Below are 15,950 nucleotides of genomic sequence, written 5' to 3'. Positions count from 1 at the left end.
ATGCACGCCGAAGGGCGGCATCGGCATTTTTGTTTGTGCCACACGCGCTGCAAGGAGCCGCGATGAATTGCGCCGAAACCTTCCAACCCAGCCTGCCCGCCGCGCTGCCGCGTGAGGCCTGTTTTGCCATTGTCGCTCCGGCGGGCGCGGCGCGGCTGGATACGCACAAGGTCAACCAGTGGTTCGTTGATCGAGGCTACAGTTGCCGCATCTACCCGGGTGCCCTTCAGGCCCAGGGCTATCTGGCGGGGCCGGACCGGCAGCGGTTGCAGGACCTGCATGATGCCTTTGCCGACCCGGCCATCGACGCCATTCTGTGCATGCGTGGGGGGTACGGCAGCATGCGCCTGCTCGACCAGCTCGATTTCGAACTGATCCGGTGCAACCCCAAGCCGCTGATCGGTTACAGCGACATCACTGCGCTGCACACGGCGATCTATCGACATACCGGGCTGCTTACCTTCCATGGCGGGATGCTTAACGCCGACCTGCTGGGGGCCAAGTTGCCGCCAACCGAGACTTCGTTGCTGGCGCAGCTGGGTGGACATGTTCGGGCAGGGGAGCAGATCGTGCACCCTGCTGACTTCGCCTTGAGCAGCCTGCTGCATGGGGCTGCCAGCGGGCCGCTGCTGGGCGGCAACCTGTCGATGCTGGGGGCGACCCTGGGGACGATTGCCGAGCTGGATACGCAGGGCTGCATCCTGTTCATCGAGGACGTCAACGAGCCGCTGTACCGGGTGGACCGCTTGCTCACCCAGTTGCGCCTGGCGGGCAAGCTGGAGGGGGTGAAGGGTGTGCTGGTGGGGGACTTTGCCGGTATTACCACTGCGGCGCTGACGCCCTTGCTGGAGGATATCTTCGCGCCGCTGGGGGTGCCGGTACTGGCCGGGTGGCGCAGTGGGCATTGTGACCCGAATGTGTGCTTGCCCTTGGGGGCTCGGGTCAGGCTGGACAGTGTTCGGCAGACACTGATGCTGGAGCAGGATATTTTCCAGGCTTGAGATTGTCGGGGCTGCCTTGCAGCCCATCGCGACACGAGGCCGCTTCTACAGGAGAAGTGCTATCGCTTGTGGGAGCGGCCTTGTGTCGCGAAAGGGGCGCAACGCGCCCCCAGAATCCCACTATTTGCGCAGGCTCTCGAGCAGCTTGTGGGTCGGATACCCATCCGCCGGCCAGCCCAGCCCCTGCTGGGCATTGCGGATCGCCTTGCGGGTATTGGCACCAATGATGCCATCGGCATTGCCGGCTTCGTGCCCGTTGCTGTTCAGCAGGTTCTGCAGCTCCATGCGCTCGCTGCGGCTGAGCGGCAGGTCGTCTTTCGGCCAGCTGCCGGCAATGAAGCCCCAGCCCGTGAAGCGATCACCCAGCAGGCTTACCGCCAGCGCGTAGGACGACGAGTTGTTGTACTTGAGGATGGCGCGGAAGTTGTCCAGCACCAGGAACGCCGGGCCACGCGCGCCCGCTGGCAGCAGCAGGGCGGCAGACAGCTGGTTGCTACCCACGGGCAACTGGGTACCGGCAGGCAGTTTCACGCCCATTGCCAGCCACTCGCTCACCGGCTTGCGCAGCGCACCATCGGCCTGCCAGTAATCGAAGCCAGGTGGCACCTGTACCTCGAAGCCCCACGGCTGACCACGTTTCCAGCCCGAGCTCTGCAGGTAGTGCGCGGTCGAGGCCAGGGCGTCTGCCGTGCTGTTCCAGATATCGCGGCGGCCATCGCCGTCGAAGTCCACGGCATGGGTGTTGTAGGTGGTCGGGATGAACTGGGTCTGGCCCATGGCGCCGGCCCACGAGCCGCGCATGGCTTCAGGCTGGATGTCGCCATGCTGGATGATCTGCAGCGCGGCGATCAACTGGTCCTGGGCGAACTGCGGGCGGCGGCCTTCGTAGGCCAGGGTAGCCAGCGAGCGGATCACCGACTTGTTGCCCTGGAACTGGCCGAAGTTGCTTTCCATGCCCCATATCGCGACCAGCACCTGGCGATCGACGCCATAGCGTTGCTCGATGCGGGTCAGCAGTTCGGCGTTCTGCTCCAGCAGTTTCTTGCCGTTGCGTACACGCAGGGGCGACAGGGCGCCTTCGAGGTATTCCCATACCGGGCGGGTGAACTCCGGCTGGCTGCGATCGGCCTTGATCACGTCCATGTCAGGGGTGATGCCGAGGAAGGCGCGGTCGAAGGTGTCCTGCGAAATGCCGGCTTGCAGGGCTTGCTGGCGGAAGCCCGCCTGCCATTGCGCGAAGGTTTGCAGAGGCTGGATTTCAGTGCTGCTGTCGGGCGTCGTGCCGGGCAGGGTCACCACCGGGGCGGGCTGGGCGGGGGCCAGCGGCAGGGCATCGGCAGCGGTGGGCTTTTCTGCGCAAGCCACGAGCAGGATGAAACTGGAGGCCGCGATCAGCTGACGGGTTTTCCAGCGGGGGAGAAGACTGAGAAGCATGCACAGATCCAGAATTGCAGGTCAGGTGACGACCATACCATGCCTGCGCTTTCGATGCTTTCATGCTGCCAAAAAGTAGGAAGCCTCCCAATCTCTCGATTGGAAGGCTTCGCGGCGGTAGCTGCCTTTGCCCTTGTTCGGTCGTTCCTGGCGGCAGCGGAACAGCGGTTGGGCGATGATCGACTTGGCCTTGTTGGGGCCGTGCTTTTTCGGCTTCTTGCTCATGGCGGGGTTCCCGGGTTGGGTGGGTTCGGGCGCACTGTAGGGCTTGGGGCAGGGTGGGGCCAATTGATTGTGTTTATGGTCCAGATGTTGGGGGCATTGCAGCCCTGTGGGAGCGGGCGTGCCCGCGAACACCGGCGAAGCCGGTGCCATCCACCGCGTCGCCTGACTCGCGGGCATGCCCGCTCCCACAGCGGCCCCAATTACTCGGGGGGTAGCGCCAGGCGCTGGCCGGCCATCAGCAGCGACAAGCGCGCCAGGCCAGTCCAGGGCGAGCCCTCGGCCTGGCCCTTGATCTGTGCATCGATACGCTGGGCATCTTGCAGCAACTGCGCCCAGCGCTGCGCCGAGAGGCGCTGCAGGGCCTTGCTGACCAGTGGCCTGCGTTTGTCCCAGACCGGCGGGCGGGCCTGGCTGAAGGCCTTGTCCAGCGGTACGCCCTGGCTGAACTGCTGGGCCAGCCCGGCCAGCTGACGCAACTCACGGGCCAGGGCCCAGAGGATCACCGGTGGCTCCACGCCTTCACCGCGCAAGCCATCGAGCATGCGCAGGGCATGCGCGGCCTCGCCATTGAGAATGGCATCTACCAGGCCGAAGACATCGAAGCGGGCGCTATCGGCGACAGCGGCCTGCACGGTTTCCACGGTGATCTGGTTGCCCTCGGCGAGCAGCTTGAGCTTTTCGATTTCCTGCGCGGCAGCCAGCAGGTTGCCTTCCACGCGGGCGGCGATCAGGTCGACGGCGTCTCGCTGTGCCGACAGGCCGGCCTGCTGCAGGCGCTGATTGATCCACTGCGGCAGCTGGTGCACATCCACCGGCCAGATCTGGATGAACTGGCAGTGGGCGCCTTCGATCAGGGCCTTGCCCCACTTGGTCTTCTGCGCACTGCCGTCGAGCTTGGGCAGGCTGATCAGCAGCAGGGTGTCTTCGGCGGGGTTGGCGCAGTATTCCATCAGCGCCGCAGCGCCTTTGTCACCGGGCTTGCCCGAGGGCAGGCGCAATTCCAGCAGGCGGCGCTGGGCGAACAGGGACAGGCTGGCGCCGGCCTGGAGCAGGGTGCCCCAGTCGAAGTTGGCGTCGGCACTGAATACCTGGCGTTCGTCAAAGCCCTGCTGGCGTGCGGCGTTGCGGATGGCGTCGGCGGCTTCCTGGCACAGCAGCGGGTCGTCGCCGCTCACCACGTAGACTGGTGCCAGGGCGCCTTGCAGGTGCTTGTTGAGTTGGGCGGGGGCGAGCTTCATGGGGGACAGGCGGGGTACCCGAAGGTACCCCGCTCGGGCTTAGTTGCCCGGTACTTCCAATGGCGACTGCTGAGGCGTTTCGGCCTGCTGGCGGCGTGCGGCCTCCAGCGCAGCGGCTTCGGCCTTGGCACGCTCGTCGGCTTGACGTTGCAGCTCGTCCAGCTGGGACGGGGTCAGCATCTGCAGGCGAACGACCATGGCGTTGACCAGGTCGCGACGCATTTCTTCACGGGCGCGGTTGGCCTCCTGCTCGGAGCCGGTGATGTTCGAGCCGTCACGCACGTAGATCTTGCGTACTTCCAGCTTGTCGCTCATCAGCTCCAGGTTGTTCAGGCCCTGGATGCTGTAGTTCAGCACGGTGGTCAGCTCGTACTCGGCGGTACGGTTGCCACTGTTGTAGGTCGCCGAGCGCTCGCGCTCCTGCTCGTTGGTCAGCACCAGACGGTACGGTGTGCCAGCGTGCACGTTGACGCCGCTACGCTGCAGTACTTCACGCAGCTGAAGCACGGTCGGGCCGTAGGCGTTGCGGGCGCTGACGTCCATTTCCTTCACGCTAAGCTCGGTAGAACCGGTGCCGCGCAGCTGGAAACCGCAGGCGCTGAGCATGACCGCCAGGCCGATTACCAGCAAATTGCGTTTGATCATGTTGTTGCTCCCTTGTGGGCCTGTTCCGCCCGCCCGCAGTGGCTGCGGGCGGGCGTTGCCATCAGTTGGCGACGATGTTGACCAGCTTGCCCGGTACCACGATGACCTTGCGGATGGTCAGGCCATCGATGAAGCGCAGGACGTTCTCGTTGCTGCGCGCGGCGGCTTCGATTTCTTCGCGGCTGGCGGCGGCCGGCATCTCGACCTGGCCACGCAGCTTGCCGTTGACCTGCACCACCAGGGTGACGGTGTCCTGTACCAGGGCTGCCTCGTCGACGGCTGGCCAGCTGGCGTCGATGACGGCCTGCTGGTGGCCCAGCTGTTGCCACAGCTCGTGGGAGATGTGCGGGGTGATCGGTGCCAGCAGCAGGGTGACGGCCTCGAGGCCTTCCTGCAGCAGGGCGCGGTCCTGTTCAGTGGCCTGCGGGGCCTTTTCCAGCACGTTCATCACGGTCATCACCTGGGCGATGGCGGTGTTGAACTTGTGGAACTGGCCGACGTCGGTGCTGGCCTGCTTGATGGCAGCGTGGATGGCGCGGCGGATGACCTTCTGCGCGTCGTCCAGGGCGGCGACATCCAGCTTGCCCGGCAGGCCCTGGGCCACATGGGCCTGGGCCAGGCGCCAGACGCGGCGCAGGAAGCGGCTGGCACCTTCGACGCCGGAGTCGGACCATTCCAGGCTCATGTCGGGCGGCGAGGCGAACATCATGAACAGGCGGCAGGTGTCGGCGCCGTACTGGTCGATCATCGATTGCGGGTCGACGCCGTTGTTCTTCGACTTCGACATCTTTTCGGTGCCACCGATTTCCACCGGCAGGCCGTCGGTCTTCAGGCGGGCGCCAATGATCTTGGCCTTGGCATCGCGCTCGACCTCGACATCGGCCGGGTTGAACCAGTCCTTGCCGCCGTTGCTGGCCACACGGTAGTAGGTCTCGGCGACCACCATGCCTTGGGTCAGCAGGTTCTTGAACGGTTCGTTCGAGGTAACCAGGCCTTCGTCACGCATCAGCTTGTGGAAGAAGCGCGCGTACAACAGGTGCAGGATGGCGTGTTCGATACCGCCGATGTACTGGTCGACCGGCAGCCAGTGGTTGGCCGCTTTCGGGTCGACCATGCCACCTTCGTAGTTCGGCGAGGCGTAGCGGGCGAAGTACCAGGACGACTCGACGAAAGTGTCCATGGTGTCGGTTTCGCGCTTGGCCGCGGTGCCGCATTTCGGGCAGCTGCACTCGTAGAATTCAGGCATGCGCGCCAGCGGCGAACCGGCACCGTCCGGCACCACGTTCTCAGGCAGGGTGACCGGCAACTGGTCTTCCGGCACCGGTACGTCGCCGCAGGACGGGCAGTGGATGATCGGGATCGGGCAGCCCCAGTAGCGCTGGCGGCTGATACCCCAGTCGCGCAGGCGGAACTGGGTACGCGATTTGCCCAGCTCCTTGCGGATCAGGGCGGCTTCGATGGCGTCGAAGGCACCGGCGAAGTCCAGGCCGTCGAACTCGCCGGAGTTGATCAGTTGGCCGTGCTCGCCATAGGCGGCCAGCCACTCGCTGCCGACTTCATCGCCAGCGCTGGTGCGCACCACGGCCTTGACCGGCAGGTTGTACTTGTGGGCGAACTCGAAGTCGCGCTCGTCGTGGGCGGGCACGGCCATTACGGCGCCATCGCCGTAGTGCATCAGCACGTAGTTGGCGACCCACACCGGCAGCTTCTCGCCGGTCAGCGGGTGCTCGACCAGCAGGGAAGTGGCCATGCCCTTCTTCTCCTGGGTGGCCATGTCGGCTTCGGCAACGCTGCCGCTCTTGCACTCGTCGATGAACGCCTGCAGCGCCGGGTTGCCCTGGGCGGCCTGAGTGGCCAGCGGGTGCTCGGCGGCGACGGCGACGTAGGTGGCGCCCATCAGTGTGTCGGGACGGGTGGTGAAGACCTTGAGGGTGCCTTCGTGGCCGATGCTGGCCAGGTCGTACGGGAACTGCACTTCCATGCCGCGCGACTTGCCGATCCAGTTGCGCTGCATGGTCTTGACCTGCTCAGGCCAGCCCGGCAGCTCGTCGAGGCTTTCCAGCAGCTCGTCGGCGTAGTCGGTAATGCGGAAGTAGTACATCGGGATTTCGCGCTTCTCGATCAGCGCGCCCGAACGCCAGCCACGGCCGTCGATGACCTGCTCGTTGGCCAGTACGGTCTGATCCGCCGGGTCCCAGTTCACGGTACCGTTCTTGCGGTAGATGATGCCTTTCTCGAACAGGCGGGTGAACAGCCACTGCTCCCAACGGTAGTAGTCGGGCTTGCAGGTGGTGACTTCACGTGCCCAGTCGATGGCCAGGCCCAGGCTCTTGAGCTGGGTCTTCATGTAGTCGATGTTTTCGTACGTCCACTTGGCCGGGGCGACGTTGTTCTTCATCGCCGCGTTTTCCGCGGGCATGCCGAAAGCGTCCCAGCCCATCGGCTGCAGGACGTTCTTGCCCAGCATGCGCTGGTAGCGGGCAATCACGTCACCGATGGTGTAGTTGCGCACGTGGCCCATGTGTAGCTTGCCGCTCGGGTACGGGAACATCGACAGGCAGTAGTAGGTGTCCTTGCCTGGCTGCTCGGTAACAGCGAACGATTGTTGCTCGTCCCAGAAGTTCTGGGCGGCGGCTTCGATATCACGGGGCGTGTATTGTTCGTGCATGGCTACTTTTTGCTGAGAGAGAAGAGACCTTGTTCCAGGCAGCGGAACCTCGCTGCGACCGGCACTCCGGTGTCGTTTAGAGTGAACGCCGTAGCATACAGCAGCGCTGCGCATCGTGGGAAACCTTCGTTGCGAATGCCCGCTGGTCGCGGCACACGGCTGCTTTTTGCAACGACGCTAAGCTCAGGTGTGGGGGGAGATGTTCTTATCTTCAATGAGGTGAACGGATGGGAGAGACGCAGCTACCCGTAATCAAACCGGAGCTATACGAACGCCTGATCGACCGGCTTGGCCTGGCGCTGGAAGTGGCCAGGACCTCGGTGCGATTGCGCGACGAAATGCCAGCCGAGCTGGAGTTGCGTGGCCTGAGCCACGCAGAGTTCGAACTGATCAAGGCCTACCTGGATTCCCTTCCGGAGCGCCACCATGCCTGTGTCGGCAGTTACCCACAAGCGGAGCCGACATCGGCCAGGATCATCTGGCTCAAGGACAAGAAACGCCCCGCCAGCACGGCGAGATCCAGGACGCTGCCACACCGCTAGCCGTTCAGGACGCCAGGCGCAGGCTATCGCGCGCCGGTTCTTCAAAATTTGCACAGCTCACGATCGGCGCCGGCCGCACCCTTGTTGACCGGCGTCGATCCTTCTAGGCTGCACGCCTGCCAAGGAGGTGTGGCCAATGCCGATCCGATTCTTCGTCAAACAATGGTTGATGCCGCCAGGTGTCCTGTTCCTGCTGCTGCTTGTGGCGTGGTGGCTGCGCCGCCGCCGGCCCAGGCTGGCAGCGCTGTGCTTTGCCGTGGGCCTTGGTGGCCTGTGGTTGATGAGCCTGCCGCTGGTGGTGCAGGAAACCGCCCGAGTGCTGGAGACGGAAACGCCGCTGGCGGTAAGCGATTGGGCTGGTCTGGCAAGCCGGGCGGATGCCATCGTGGTACTGGGCGCCGGGCGTGAGCGGGGTGACCCGGCCTGGGGTGGCGGTGACCAGCCCACTGCCACGGCACTGGAGCGCATGCGCTTTGCCGCGCGGCTGGCCAAGGCTTCGGGCTTGCCGGTGCTGACCAGCGGCGGCTTGCACTATGGCACGCCGCCGAGCGAGGCACGGTTGATGGGCGATCGCCTGCGTGAAGATTTCGGCGTCGAGGTGAAGTGGCAGGAAGAGGGCAGCCGCACGACCTGGGAGAATGCCCGGCTTACGGCCAAGGTGCTGCAGCCGCTGGGGATTCGCCGGGTGGTCGTGGTGACCCAGGCCTGGCACATGCAGCGCTCACGCTGGAGCTTCGAGCAGGCGGGGTTCGAGGTGGTGCCGGCGCCGGTCGGGTTCCTCGGGCGCGATCATGCACGGCCGTTTGGCGGGTTGCTGCCGGAGAGCCGGGCGATGTGGCAGAGCGGGCAATTGCTCAATGAAGTGGCGGGGTTGGTGGGGTATCGGTTGCTTTATTGAGCCTTGTGTTGCCTGTACCGGCCTCTTCGCGGGTAAACCCGCTCCCACAGGATTCCCGCAGGCGTCGAGAATGGTGGAGGACCTGTGGGAGCGGGTTTACCCGCGAAGAGGCCGGTACAGGCGGCATCATCAGACGGTCTTGGCAATGCGTCCGGCCAGCAATGCCCAACCCAGCAACAGCGCACAGACAATCGCCAGCGGCCACGAACGCCATTGCAGGTAAGGCGTCAGGTTCTGCATCGGCACCACCTCACCATACAGCACCGCCTGCTGGAACTGCGGTACCTGCGTGGTAATGCGGCCAAACGGGTCGATCAGCGCAGTCACGCCATTGTTGGTGGCGCGGATCATCCAGCGACCGGCTTCCAGCGCGCGCATCTGTGCCATCTGCAGGTGCTGCAACGGGCCGATCGATGTGCCGAACCAGGTGTCGTTGCTGATGGTCAGCAGCAGGTCGCTGCGGGCCGCCAGGCCAGCGGCGAACTCGGGGTAGACCACTTCGTAGCAGATGTACGGCGCAATCTGGTAGCCCTTGGCCTGCAGCAGCGGCTGATCTTCCGGCCCGCGAGCGAAGTCCGACATGGGCAGGTTGAAGAACTCGATAGCGCCACGCAGCATGTCCTGTAGCGGCACATACTCGCCAAACGGCACCAGCTTCTGCTTGAGGTAGGTGCCATCGCCTTCACCGGTAACGGTGATACCGTTGTAGTAGCGGCGCTGGTGGTGCACCACTTCACGCACCGGCACGCCGGTGATCAGCGCCGAATGCCGTTCGGCGGCGAACCGGCCCATCACGTCGATATAGCCCTGGGCCTGGTCCTTGAGCACCGGCACCGCGGTTTCCGGCCACACCAGCAGGTCTACCGGCCTGGAGCTGAAGCTCAGGTCACGGTACAGCGCCAGTTGTGCGTCGATGTGCGCCGGGTCCCATTTCAGGTCCTGGGCGACGTTGCCCTGGATGGCCGCCACTTTCAGCGGGTCGCCCGCCGGCTTGGTCCAGGCATGGCCCTTGAGCACCAGGCCCAGCACCCACGGGGCCAGCAACAGCAGGCAGCCCACCGCCAGGAACGAGGGGCGGGCGCGCAGGCGGTGCAGGTTGCACAGCAGGGCGGCGGTCAGGGCCAGGGCGAAGGAAATCAGCCACACGCCGCCCAGCGGCGCCAGGCCGGCCAGCGGGCCGTCCAGCTGGCTGTAGCCGGCGTAGAGCCAGGGGAAACCGGTCAGGAACCAGCCGCGGAAGGCCTCTTGCAGCAGCCACAGGGCGGCGAAGCACAGGGCGTCGGCCAGCGGTGCTTCGCTGCGCCGCAACCAGCGGGCCCACAGCCAGGTGGGCAGGGCGAAGAACCAGGCCAGGGCGGCGAAGAACGCCAGCAGCAGCAGGATCGCCAGCAGCGGCGAGGCGCCGCCGTAGGTGTTCATGCTGACGTAGATCCACCAGGTGCCGGCGCCGTACAGGCCGAAGCCGAACCACCAGCCACGCCACATGGCCTGGCGCGGGCTGAGCTCGCGCAGGCCAAGGTAGAGCAGGGCGATGGACAACACGGCCAATGGCCAGATGTCGAACGGCGCCAGGGCCAGCAGAGTGGAGGCGCCGGCCGCCAGGGCCAGCAGGTTACCGGGCCAGCCGGGGCGGGTGATCCAACGCATGTTTGTCCTTAACGGGTGATCGGTGTCAGGCGCAGCAAGTGTATCCGCCGGCTGTCGGCATTGAGAATACGGAACTTGTAAGGGCCGATCTCGGTGGTTTCGTTGCGCTTGGGCAGGTGACCGAAGGCGCTCATCACCAGGCCGCCGACCGTATCGAACTCGTCATCGGAGAATTCGCTGTCGAAGAACTCGTTGAAGTTCTCGATCGGGGTAAGTGCCTTGACCAGGAAGTCACCGCTGGGCAGCGGCTTGATGTAGCTGTCTTCCTCGACGTCGTGCTCGTCTTCGATGTCACCGACGATCTGCTCCAGCACGTCTTCGATGGTGACCAGGCCGGCCACGCCGCCGTACTCGTCAATGACGATGGCCATGTGGTTATGGTTGGCGCGGAACTCGCGCAGCAGCACGTTCAGGCGCTTGGACTCGGGCACGAACGTGGCCGGGCGCAGCAGGTCCTTGATGTTGAAGCTGTCGCCGTTCTCCTTGAGGATCAGCGGCAGCAGGTCTTTGGCGAGCAGGATCCCGAGCACATCGTCGTGGCTTTCGCCGATCACCGGATAGCGCGAGTGCGCGGCGTCGATCACCGCCGGCAGGAACTCGCGCGGCGACTGGCTGGCCTTGATGCTGATCATCTGCGAACGCGGCACCATGATGTCGCGAACCTGCAGGTCAGCCACCTGGATGGCGCCTTCGACGATGGTCAGCGCTTCGCTGTCCAGCAGTTTGTTCTGATGGGCTTCGCGCAGCAGCTCCAGGAGTTGCTGGCGGTTTTTCGGCTCATGGGCAAAAGCCTGGGTCAGTTTACCCAGCCAGGACTTCTGCCCGTTGCTCGATCGATCTTCGCTCATGGCGGTTCTCGTGATCCTTCGTGTATCAGTGTGTGAGGGTGTCGGTTTCATCGTCGGCGTACGGGTCGGGGTGACCCAGTTCTGCCAGCAATTCCCGTTCCAGGCCTTCCATTTCCTCGGCTTCCTCATCCTCGATGTGGTCGTAGCCGAGCAGGTGCAGGCAGCCGTGGATGACCAGGTGCGCCCAGTGCGCTTCCAGCGACTTGCCTTGTTCGGCGGCTTCGCGCTCGACCACCGGTACGCAGATCACCAGGTCGCCCAGCAGCGGGATATCGAGCAGGTCATCGGGTACGTCGGCCGGGAACGACAGCACATTGGTCGCGTAGTCCTTGTGCCGGTAGGTGTGGTTCAGCTCGCGGCCTTCGGCTTCGTCGACCAGGCGAATGGTCATTTCCGAGTCGGCGCTGCGCTGGCGCAGGGCCAGTTCGCACCAGCGGCGGAAGGCGGTGTCATCCGGGGCGGCAGCATCCGTGGCCCGTTGAATATCGAGTTCAAGCATCTTTGCCGGGCGCCTCGGGCTTGGCCTGGCGGGCATCGAAGCGGTCGTAGGCCTCGACAATGCGCTGCACCAGTGGGTGACGAACCACATCTTTGGGTTGGAAATGGGTGAAACTGATCCCCGGAACGTCCTTCAGCACCTCGATGACGTGCGCCAGGCCCGACTTGGTGCCACGGGGCAGGTCGACCTGGGTGATGTCACCGGTGATGACTGCGGTGGAGCCGAAACCGATGCGGGTGAGGAACATCTTCATCTGTTCCAGCGTGGTGTTCTGGCTTTCGTCGAGGATGATGAAGCTGTTGTTCAGCGTGCGGCCACGCATGTAGGCCAGCGGGGCGATCTCGATCACCTGGCGCTCGATCAGCTTGGCCACGTGTTCGAAGCCGAGCATTTCGTACAGGGCGTCGTACAGCGGGCGCAGGTACGGGTCGATCTTCTGGGCCAGGTCGCCGGGCAGGAAGCCGAGCTTTTCGCCCGCCTCGACCGCCGGGCGCACCAGCAGGATACGGCGCACCTGTTCGCGCTCCAGCGCGTCCACGGCGCAGGCCACGGCCAGGTAGGTCTTGCCGGTACCGGCCGGGCCGATGCCGAAGTTGATGTCGTTGGCCAGGATTTCCTTGACGTAGCGTTGCTGGTTGACCCCGCGCGGGCGGATGTTGCCCTTGCGCGTGCGCAGCGACACGCTGACCTCGTTGACGGCCGGGTTGTCGATGTTCTCGACGGTCGATTCCTGCAGGTACAGGTGCACGGTTTCCGGCGACAGGTCGCTGGCCTTGGTCTCGCGGTAGAGACGGCGCAGCAGCTGTTCGGCAGCGGAGGTGGTCTTGGGTTCGCCGATCAGCTCGAACTGATTGCCGCGGTTGCGGATTTCGATGGCCAGGCGCTGTTCGATCAGGCGCAGGTGCTCGTCGAACTGGCCGCACAAGTTGGCGAAACGGTGGGCCTCGAAAGGTTCGAGGATGAAACGATGGGGTTGTATGGGTGCGTTCAAGGTCGTTTTTAGCCGCTCGACGGCAATGGATGTGAACTCAAGAATAACCCTTGAATGGCAGTGGCGAAAGCACTGAAACGTTCAACGGTATGTACTGCCTGTTTCGGCCTCTTCGCGGGTAAACCCGCTGCCACAGGGATTGCACTGTTCCTGAGGGCTGCGCAGAACCTGTGGAAGCGGGTTTACCCGCGAAGGGGCCGGCACTGCTATGATGCCCGCCTTTTCTTACGCATGTGTTTATCCTGCCGAACATGAGCAAACGCGAACCTGCCATCTATAAAGTGATCTTCCTCAACCAGGGGCAGGTCTTCGAGATATATGCCAAGCAGATCTACCAGAGCGACCTGTGGGGTTTCCTGGAAATCGAGGAGTTCGTGTTCGGCGAGCGCTCGCAGTTGCTGGTGGACCCGAGCGAGGAGAAGCTCAAGAGCCAGTTCGAGGGGGTGATCCGCAGTTTCGTGCCGATGCACTCGATCGTACGCATCGACGAGGTGGAGCGCCTGGGCACGGCCAAGATCAGCGAAGCCAAGGGCGGCGGCAACGTGATGCCGTTCCCCATGCCGATGCCGGAAAAGTAAGCCTCAGGGGAGTGGCGAGAACGGCGTGCGCCCTTCGGCGTTCTGCAGCTCCAGCAGGTACTTGCGGAAGATCTGGCCGAGCACCTGGGTGGCATGCTCCAGCTCGTCGCGGGGCATTTGCTCGGTCACTTCGTCGGCCATGTCCAGCGCATCTTCGGCGCCGTTGACCGCGGCCATCTTCAGCAGGATGTAGGCCTGCACGTTGTTGGCCTTGACCCCTTCGCCACGGAAGAACATGGCGCCCAGGCGGTACTGCGCCTCGGCATGGCCTTGCAGCGAGGCCTTTTCGAACCAGTTCAGGGCTTTGTTCAGGTTTTTCGGTGTTTGCGTGTAGTAGTACTCGCCCAGTTCGAATTGTGCCTGGGCATCCCCCGTCGTTGCCGTCTGCTCGCAAGCCTTGAGGGCGTTTGCCAGGTCTTCAGGCTGGACATTCAAGGTGCAGCGGCCCGTCGCCGGAATCAGCAACGAGTTACCGCCCTCCGCCAGGGCCAGCAGGGGCTGAAGAAGCAACAGGCAGCCCAGGGTCAGGGCGCGGCCGGTGCGGTTCATGGGGATCGACTTACCTCTGCAAAGCTGCGGCCAATGTCTCTGGTGGCACATTATGGGATAAGCAGCGCCAACCTTACAAAGTTTTACTCGATTTTCTGCTTGGTTGGGGAAGTCAGCTGATTGTGCATGGGTATTTATTGCCTGTGCCGGCCTCTTCGCGGGTGAACCCGCTCCCACAGGGACCGCGCCGCTTTCAAGGGTTGCGCAGTCCCTGTGGGAGCGGGTTTACCCGCGAAAGGGCCGGTACAGACACTGCATTACTTCAGGGCTGCAAAAGCCTTTTCAGCCGCATCCAGGGTGATCTGCAGCTCCTTGTCGCCATGGGCGATGGAGGTGAAGCCCGCCTCGAACGCACTCGGTGCCAGGTACACGCCACCGTCGAGCATCAGGTGGAAGAAGCGCTTGAAGCGCTCGGCATCGCTGGCCATCACGTCGTCGAAGGTGACGATGTCGTCGGCGCCGCTGAAGTACAGGCCGAACATGGCACCAGCCTGGGTGGTGACGAACGGCACGCCAGCGGCATCGGCGCGCTGTTGCAGGCCGTCGAGCATGCGGCTGGTGTAGTCGGTCAGCTCGGCGTGGAAGCCCGGGCGGCTGATCAGCTTCAGGGTGGTCAGGCCGGCGGCCATGGCCAGCGGGTTGCCCGACAGGGTGCCAGCCTGGTAGACCGGGCCGAGCGGGGCGATGCAGCCCATGATTTCACGCTTGCCGCCGAAGCAGCCGACCGGCATGCCGCCACCGACGATCTTGCCGAAGGTCGACAGGTCCGGCTTGATGCCATAGTGGCCCTGGGCGCCGCCGAGCGAGACGCGGAAACCGGTCATCACTTCGTCGAAGATCAACACCACGCCGTGCTTGTCGCACTGCTCGCGCAGGCCTTCGAGGAAGCCTGGCGCCGGCGGTACGCAGTTCATGTTGCCGGCCACCGGCTCGACGATGATGCAGGCTACGGTCTGGCCGACTTCGGCGAGGGTTTTCTCGACGGCGGCGATGTCGTTGAACGGCAAGGTCAGGGTGTGCTTGGCGAAGTCCGCCGGTACACCGGCCGAGCTCGGCACGCCCTGGGTCAGCAGGCCGGAGCCGGCTTTTACCAGCAGGCTGTCGGAGTGGCCGTGGTAGCAGCCTTCGAACTTGATGATGGCGTCACGGCCGGTGTAGCCACGGGCCAGGCGGATGGCGCTCATGGTGGCCTCGGTGCCCGAGCTGACCATGCGCACCATCTCCATGGACGGCACCAGCGAGCAGACCAGGTCGGCCATTTCGGTTTCCATGGCGGTCGGTGCGCCATAGGACAGGCCGTGCTCCAGCTGCCTGCGTACCGAGTCCAGTACCTGCGGGTGGCCGTGGCCGAGGATCATCGGGCCCCAGGAGCCTACGTAGTCGACGTAGCGCTTGTCATCCTCGTCAACGACGTAGGCGCCTTCGGCATGCTTGAAGAACAGCGGCGTGCCGCCAACGCTCTTGAAAGCGCGGACCGGCGAGTTGACGCCACCGGGGATGTGCTTCTGGGCTTGGGCGAACAGGGCTTCGGAACGGGACATGGAAGGTTCTCTCGAATCAGGATGCGAACAAGGCATTGAAGGCGCGGGCGCGGCGGGTGACTTCCTGCGCGCTGTCGGCACCGAACAGGCCGTGGATCACCGCCAGCAGGTCGGCGCCATGGGCGACCAGCGGGGCGGCGTTGTCGAGGGTAATGCCGCCGATCACTGCAATCGGCAGCTTCATCCGGGCGCGAGCCTGCTCCAGCAGTTCGATGTTGGCAGCGGGGGCGCCGGGCTTGGTGACGGAGTTGAAGAAGCGGCCGAAGGCCACGTAGCTGGCACCTTCGCTGGCAGCCTGGGCAGCCAGTTCGAGGCTGGCGTGGCAGGTGGAGCCGATGATCGCCTGGCGGCCAAGCAGGGCGCGGGCCGGGGTCAGTGGGCCGTCGGTCTGGCCCAGGTGCACGCCGACGCCCAGGCGCGCGGCCAGTTCGGCATCGTCGTTGATGATCAGCTGGGTGCCGTAGCGCTCGCAGAGCTTCATCAGCCCTTCGGCCTCACGCAGGCGCCGTGCCGCGTCGTCACTTTTATCGCGGTACTGCAGCAGGCACACGCCGCCTTCCAGTGCCGCCTCGACATGGGACAGGAAACGGCCAGCGAGCAGCTGGCTGTCGGTGATGGCGTACAGACCGCGTAGCTTCATTGGAGG

At 64.5% G+C, this 15,950-nt stretch carries 16 protein-coding genes; 4 read left to right on the top strand and 12 right to left on the bottom strand.

Features of this window, described 5'->3' with window-relative positions; genetic code table 11:
* Positions 1-62: 62 nt before the first annotated feature.
* A complete protein-coding gene (locus tag MKK04_RS23345; protein ID WP_241106023.1) occupies positions 63-1,001 on the top strand; it encodes a S66 peptidase family protein in 939 nt (312 codons plus the stop codon).
* 120 nt (positions 1,002-1,121) lie between these two features.
* On the opposite strand, the gene MKK04_RS23340 is transcribed toward MKK04_RS23345, so the two are convergent.
* The 5 genes from MKK04_RS23340 to leuS form a co-directional block, all read right to left on the bottom strand.
* Positions 1,122-2,435, bottom strand: coding sequence for a lytic murein transglycosylase (locus tag MKK04_RS23340; RefSeq protein WP_233687360.1), 1,314 nt, complete (start codon positions 2,433-2,435; stop codon positions 1,122-1,124).
* A 60-nt stretch (positions 2,436-2,495) separates the two neighbouring features.
* Positions 2,496-2,660: an alternative ribosome rescue factor ArfA gene (arfA, locus tag MKK04_RS23335; protein ID WP_025340762.1), complete on the bottom strand. Its 165-nt coding sequence runs from the start codon at positions 2,658-2,660 to the stop codon at positions 2,496-2,498.
* Between the two features lie 200 nt (positions 2,661-2,860).
* Complete coding sequence (holA, locus tag MKK04_RS23330) at positions 2,861-3,898, bottom strand: DNA polymerase III subunit delta (protein WP_207834266.1); 1,038 nt, start codon at positions 3,896-3,898, stop codon at positions 2,861-2,863.
* Positions 3,899-3,937: 39 nt separating this feature from the next.
* Positions 3,938-4,543, bottom strand: a complete 606-nt coding sequence (locus MKK04_RS23325; protein WP_241106022.1) for an LPS-assembly lipoprotein LptE — start codon at positions 4,541-4,543, stop codon at positions 3,938-3,940.
* Between the two features lie 61 nt (positions 4,544-4,604).
* Positions 4,605-7,211, bottom strand: a complete 2,607-nt coding sequence (gene leuS / locus MKK04_RS23320; RefSeq protein ID WP_063911847.1) for a leucine--tRNA ligase — start codon at positions 7,209-7,211, stop codon at positions 4,605-4,607.
* Between the two features lie 227 nt (positions 7,212-7,438).
* Between leuS and MKK04_RS23315 the strand changes: the two genes are divergently transcribed.
* Positions 7,439-7,753, top strand: coding sequence for a hypothetical protein (locus tag MKK04_RS23315; RefSeq protein WP_207834270.1), 315 nt, complete (start codon positions 7,439-7,441; stop codon positions 7,751-7,753).
* A 136-nt stretch (positions 7,754-7,889) separates the two neighbouring features.
* Positions 7,890-8,651 (top strand): YdcF family protein, encoded by a 762-nt coding sequence (locus tag MKK04_RS23310; protein ID WP_233687362.1) that lies wholly within the window; start codon positions 7,890-7,892, stop codon positions 8,649-8,651.
* A gap of 129 nt (positions 8,652-8,780) precedes the next feature.
* Here the strand turns inward: MKK04_RS23310 and lnt are convergent, their stop codons facing one another.
* The 4 genes from lnt to MKK04_RS23290 are packed head-to-tail and all read right to left on the bottom strand — an operon-like array spanning position 8,781 to position 12,636.
* Positions 8,781-10,298, bottom strand: coding sequence for an apolipoprotein N-acyltransferase (gene lnt, locus MKK04_RS23305; RefSeq protein ID WP_207834273.1), 1,518 nt, complete (start codon positions 10,296-10,298; stop codon positions 8,781-8,783).
* 8 nt (positions 10,299-10,306) lie between these two features.
* Positions 10,307-11,146 (bottom strand): HlyC/CorC family transporter, encoded by an 840-nt coding sequence (locus MKK04_RS23300; protein ID WP_003257584.1) that lies wholly within the window; start codon positions 11,144-11,146, stop codon positions 10,307-10,309.
* 25 nt (positions 11,147-11,171) lie between these two features.
* Positions 11,172-11,645, bottom strand: a complete 474-nt coding sequence (gene ybeY / locus MKK04_RS23295) for an rRNA maturation RNase YbeY (RefSeq protein ID WP_133975639.1) — start codon at positions 11,643-11,645, stop codon at positions 11,172-11,174.
* A complete protein-coding gene (locus tag MKK04_RS23290) occupies positions 11,638-12,636 on the bottom strand; it encodes a PhoH family protein (protein WP_013974342.1) in 999 nt (332 codons plus the stop codon). The genes ybeY and MKK04_RS23290 overlap by 8 nt, the downstream gene beginning before the upstream one ends.
* Positions 12,637-12,887: 251 nt before the next feature.
* On the opposite strand from MKK04_RS23290, the gene MKK04_RS23285 reads away from it, so the two are divergent.
* The gene (locus tag MKK04_RS23285; RefSeq protein WP_207834274.1) at positions 12,888-13,214 is read left to right on the top strand and encodes a DUF1820 family protein; all 327 of its coding nucleotides are present in this window, start codon (positions 12,888-12,890) and stop codon (positions 13,212-13,214) included.
* 3 nt (positions 13,215-13,217) lie between these two features.
* Here the strand turns inward: MKK04_RS23285 and MKK04_RS23280 are convergent, their stop codons facing one another.
* From MKK04_RS23280 to thiE, 3 genes are all read right to left on the bottom strand, one after another.
* Positions 13,218-13,763: a tetratricopeptide repeat protein gene (locus MKK04_RS23280; protein WP_063911841.1), complete on the bottom strand. Its 546-nt coding sequence runs from the start codon at positions 13,761-13,763 to the stop codon at positions 13,218-13,220.
* Between the two features lie 257 nt (positions 13,764-14,020).
* A complete protein-coding gene (hemL, locus tag MKK04_RS23275) occupies positions 14,021-15,304 on the bottom strand; it encodes a glutamate-1-semialdehyde 2,1-aminomutase (RefSeq protein WP_063911840.1) in 1,284 nt (427 codons plus the stop codon).
* 16 nt (positions 15,305-15,320) lie between these two features.
* Positions 15,321-15,944, bottom strand: a complete 624-nt coding sequence (gene thiE, locus MKK04_RS23270; RefSeq protein ID WP_207834275.1) for a thiamine phosphate synthase — start codon at positions 15,942-15,944, stop codon at positions 15,321-15,323.
* Between the last annotated feature and the right edge of the window lie 6 nt (positions 15,945-15,950).

The organism is Pseudomonas sp. LS.1a (assembly GCF_022533585.1).
GTDB lineage: Bacteria > Pseudomonadota > Gammaproteobacteria > Pseudomonadales > Pseudomonadaceae > Aquipseudomonas.
Note: the sequence above shows the minus strand (reverse complement) of the source record. Positions and strands in the feature narration are given on the sequence as shown.

Bases quoted from the DNA above. Each gene is read 5' to 3' on its own strand.
- MKK04_RS23280 (WP_063911841.1), bottom strand. From the start codon at position 13,763: ATGAACCGCACCGGCCGCGCCCTGACCCTGGGCTGCCTGTTGCTTCTT.
- ybeY (WP_133975639.1), bottom strand. From the start codon at position 11,645: ATGCTTGAACTCGATATTCAACGGGCCACGGATGCTGCCGCCCCGGAT.
- MKK04_RS23345 (WP_241106023.1), top strand. From the start codon at position 63: ATGAATTGCGCCGAAACCTTCCAACCCAGCCTGCCCGCCGCGCTGCCG.
- MKK04_RS23340 (WP_233687360.1), bottom strand. From the start codon at position 2,435: ATGCTTCTCAGTCTTCTCCCCCGCTGGAAAACCCGTCAGCTGATCGCG.
- holA (WP_207834266.1), bottom strand. From the start codon at position 3,898: ATGAAGCTCGCCCCCGCCCAACTCAACAAGCACCTGCAAGGCGCCCTG.
- MKK04_RS23325 (WP_241106022.1), bottom strand. From the start codon at position 4,543: ATGATCAAACGCAATTTGCTGGTAATCGGCCTGGCGGTCATGCTCAGC.
- hemL (WP_063911840.1), bottom strand. From the start codon at position 15,304: ATGTCCCGTTCCGAAGCCCTGTTCGCCCAAGCCCAGAAGCACATCCCC.
- thiE (WP_207834275.1), bottom strand. From the start codon at position 15,944: ATGAAGCTACGCGGTCTGTACGCCATCACCGACAGCCAGCTGCTCGCT.
- MKK04_RS23285 (WP_207834274.1), top strand. From the start codon at position 12,888: ATGAGCAAACGCGAACCTGCCATCTATAAAGTGATCTTCCTCAACCAG.
- MKK04_RS23300 (WP_003257584.1), bottom strand. From the start codon at position 11,146: ATGAGCGAAGATCGATCGAGCAACGGGCAGAAGTCCTGGCTGGGTAAA.
- arfA (WP_025340762.1), bottom strand. From the start codon at position 2,660: ATGAGCAAGAAGCCGAAAAAGCACGGCCCCAACAAGGCCAAGTCGATC.
- MKK04_RS23310 (WP_233687362.1), top strand. From the start codon at position 7,890: ATGCCGATCCGATTCTTCGTCAAACAATGGTTGATGCCGCCAGGTGTC.
- lnt (WP_207834273.1), bottom strand. From the start codon at position 10,298: ATGCGTTGGATCACCCGCCCCGGCTGGCCCGGTAACCTGCTGGCCCTG.
- leuS (WP_063911847.1), bottom strand. From the start codon at position 7,211: ATGCACGAACAATACACGCCCCGTGATATCGAAGCCGCCGCCCAGAAC.
- MKK04_RS23315 (WP_207834270.1), top strand. From the start codon at position 7,439: ATGGGAGAGACGCAGCTACCCGTAATCAAACCGGAGCTATACGAACGC.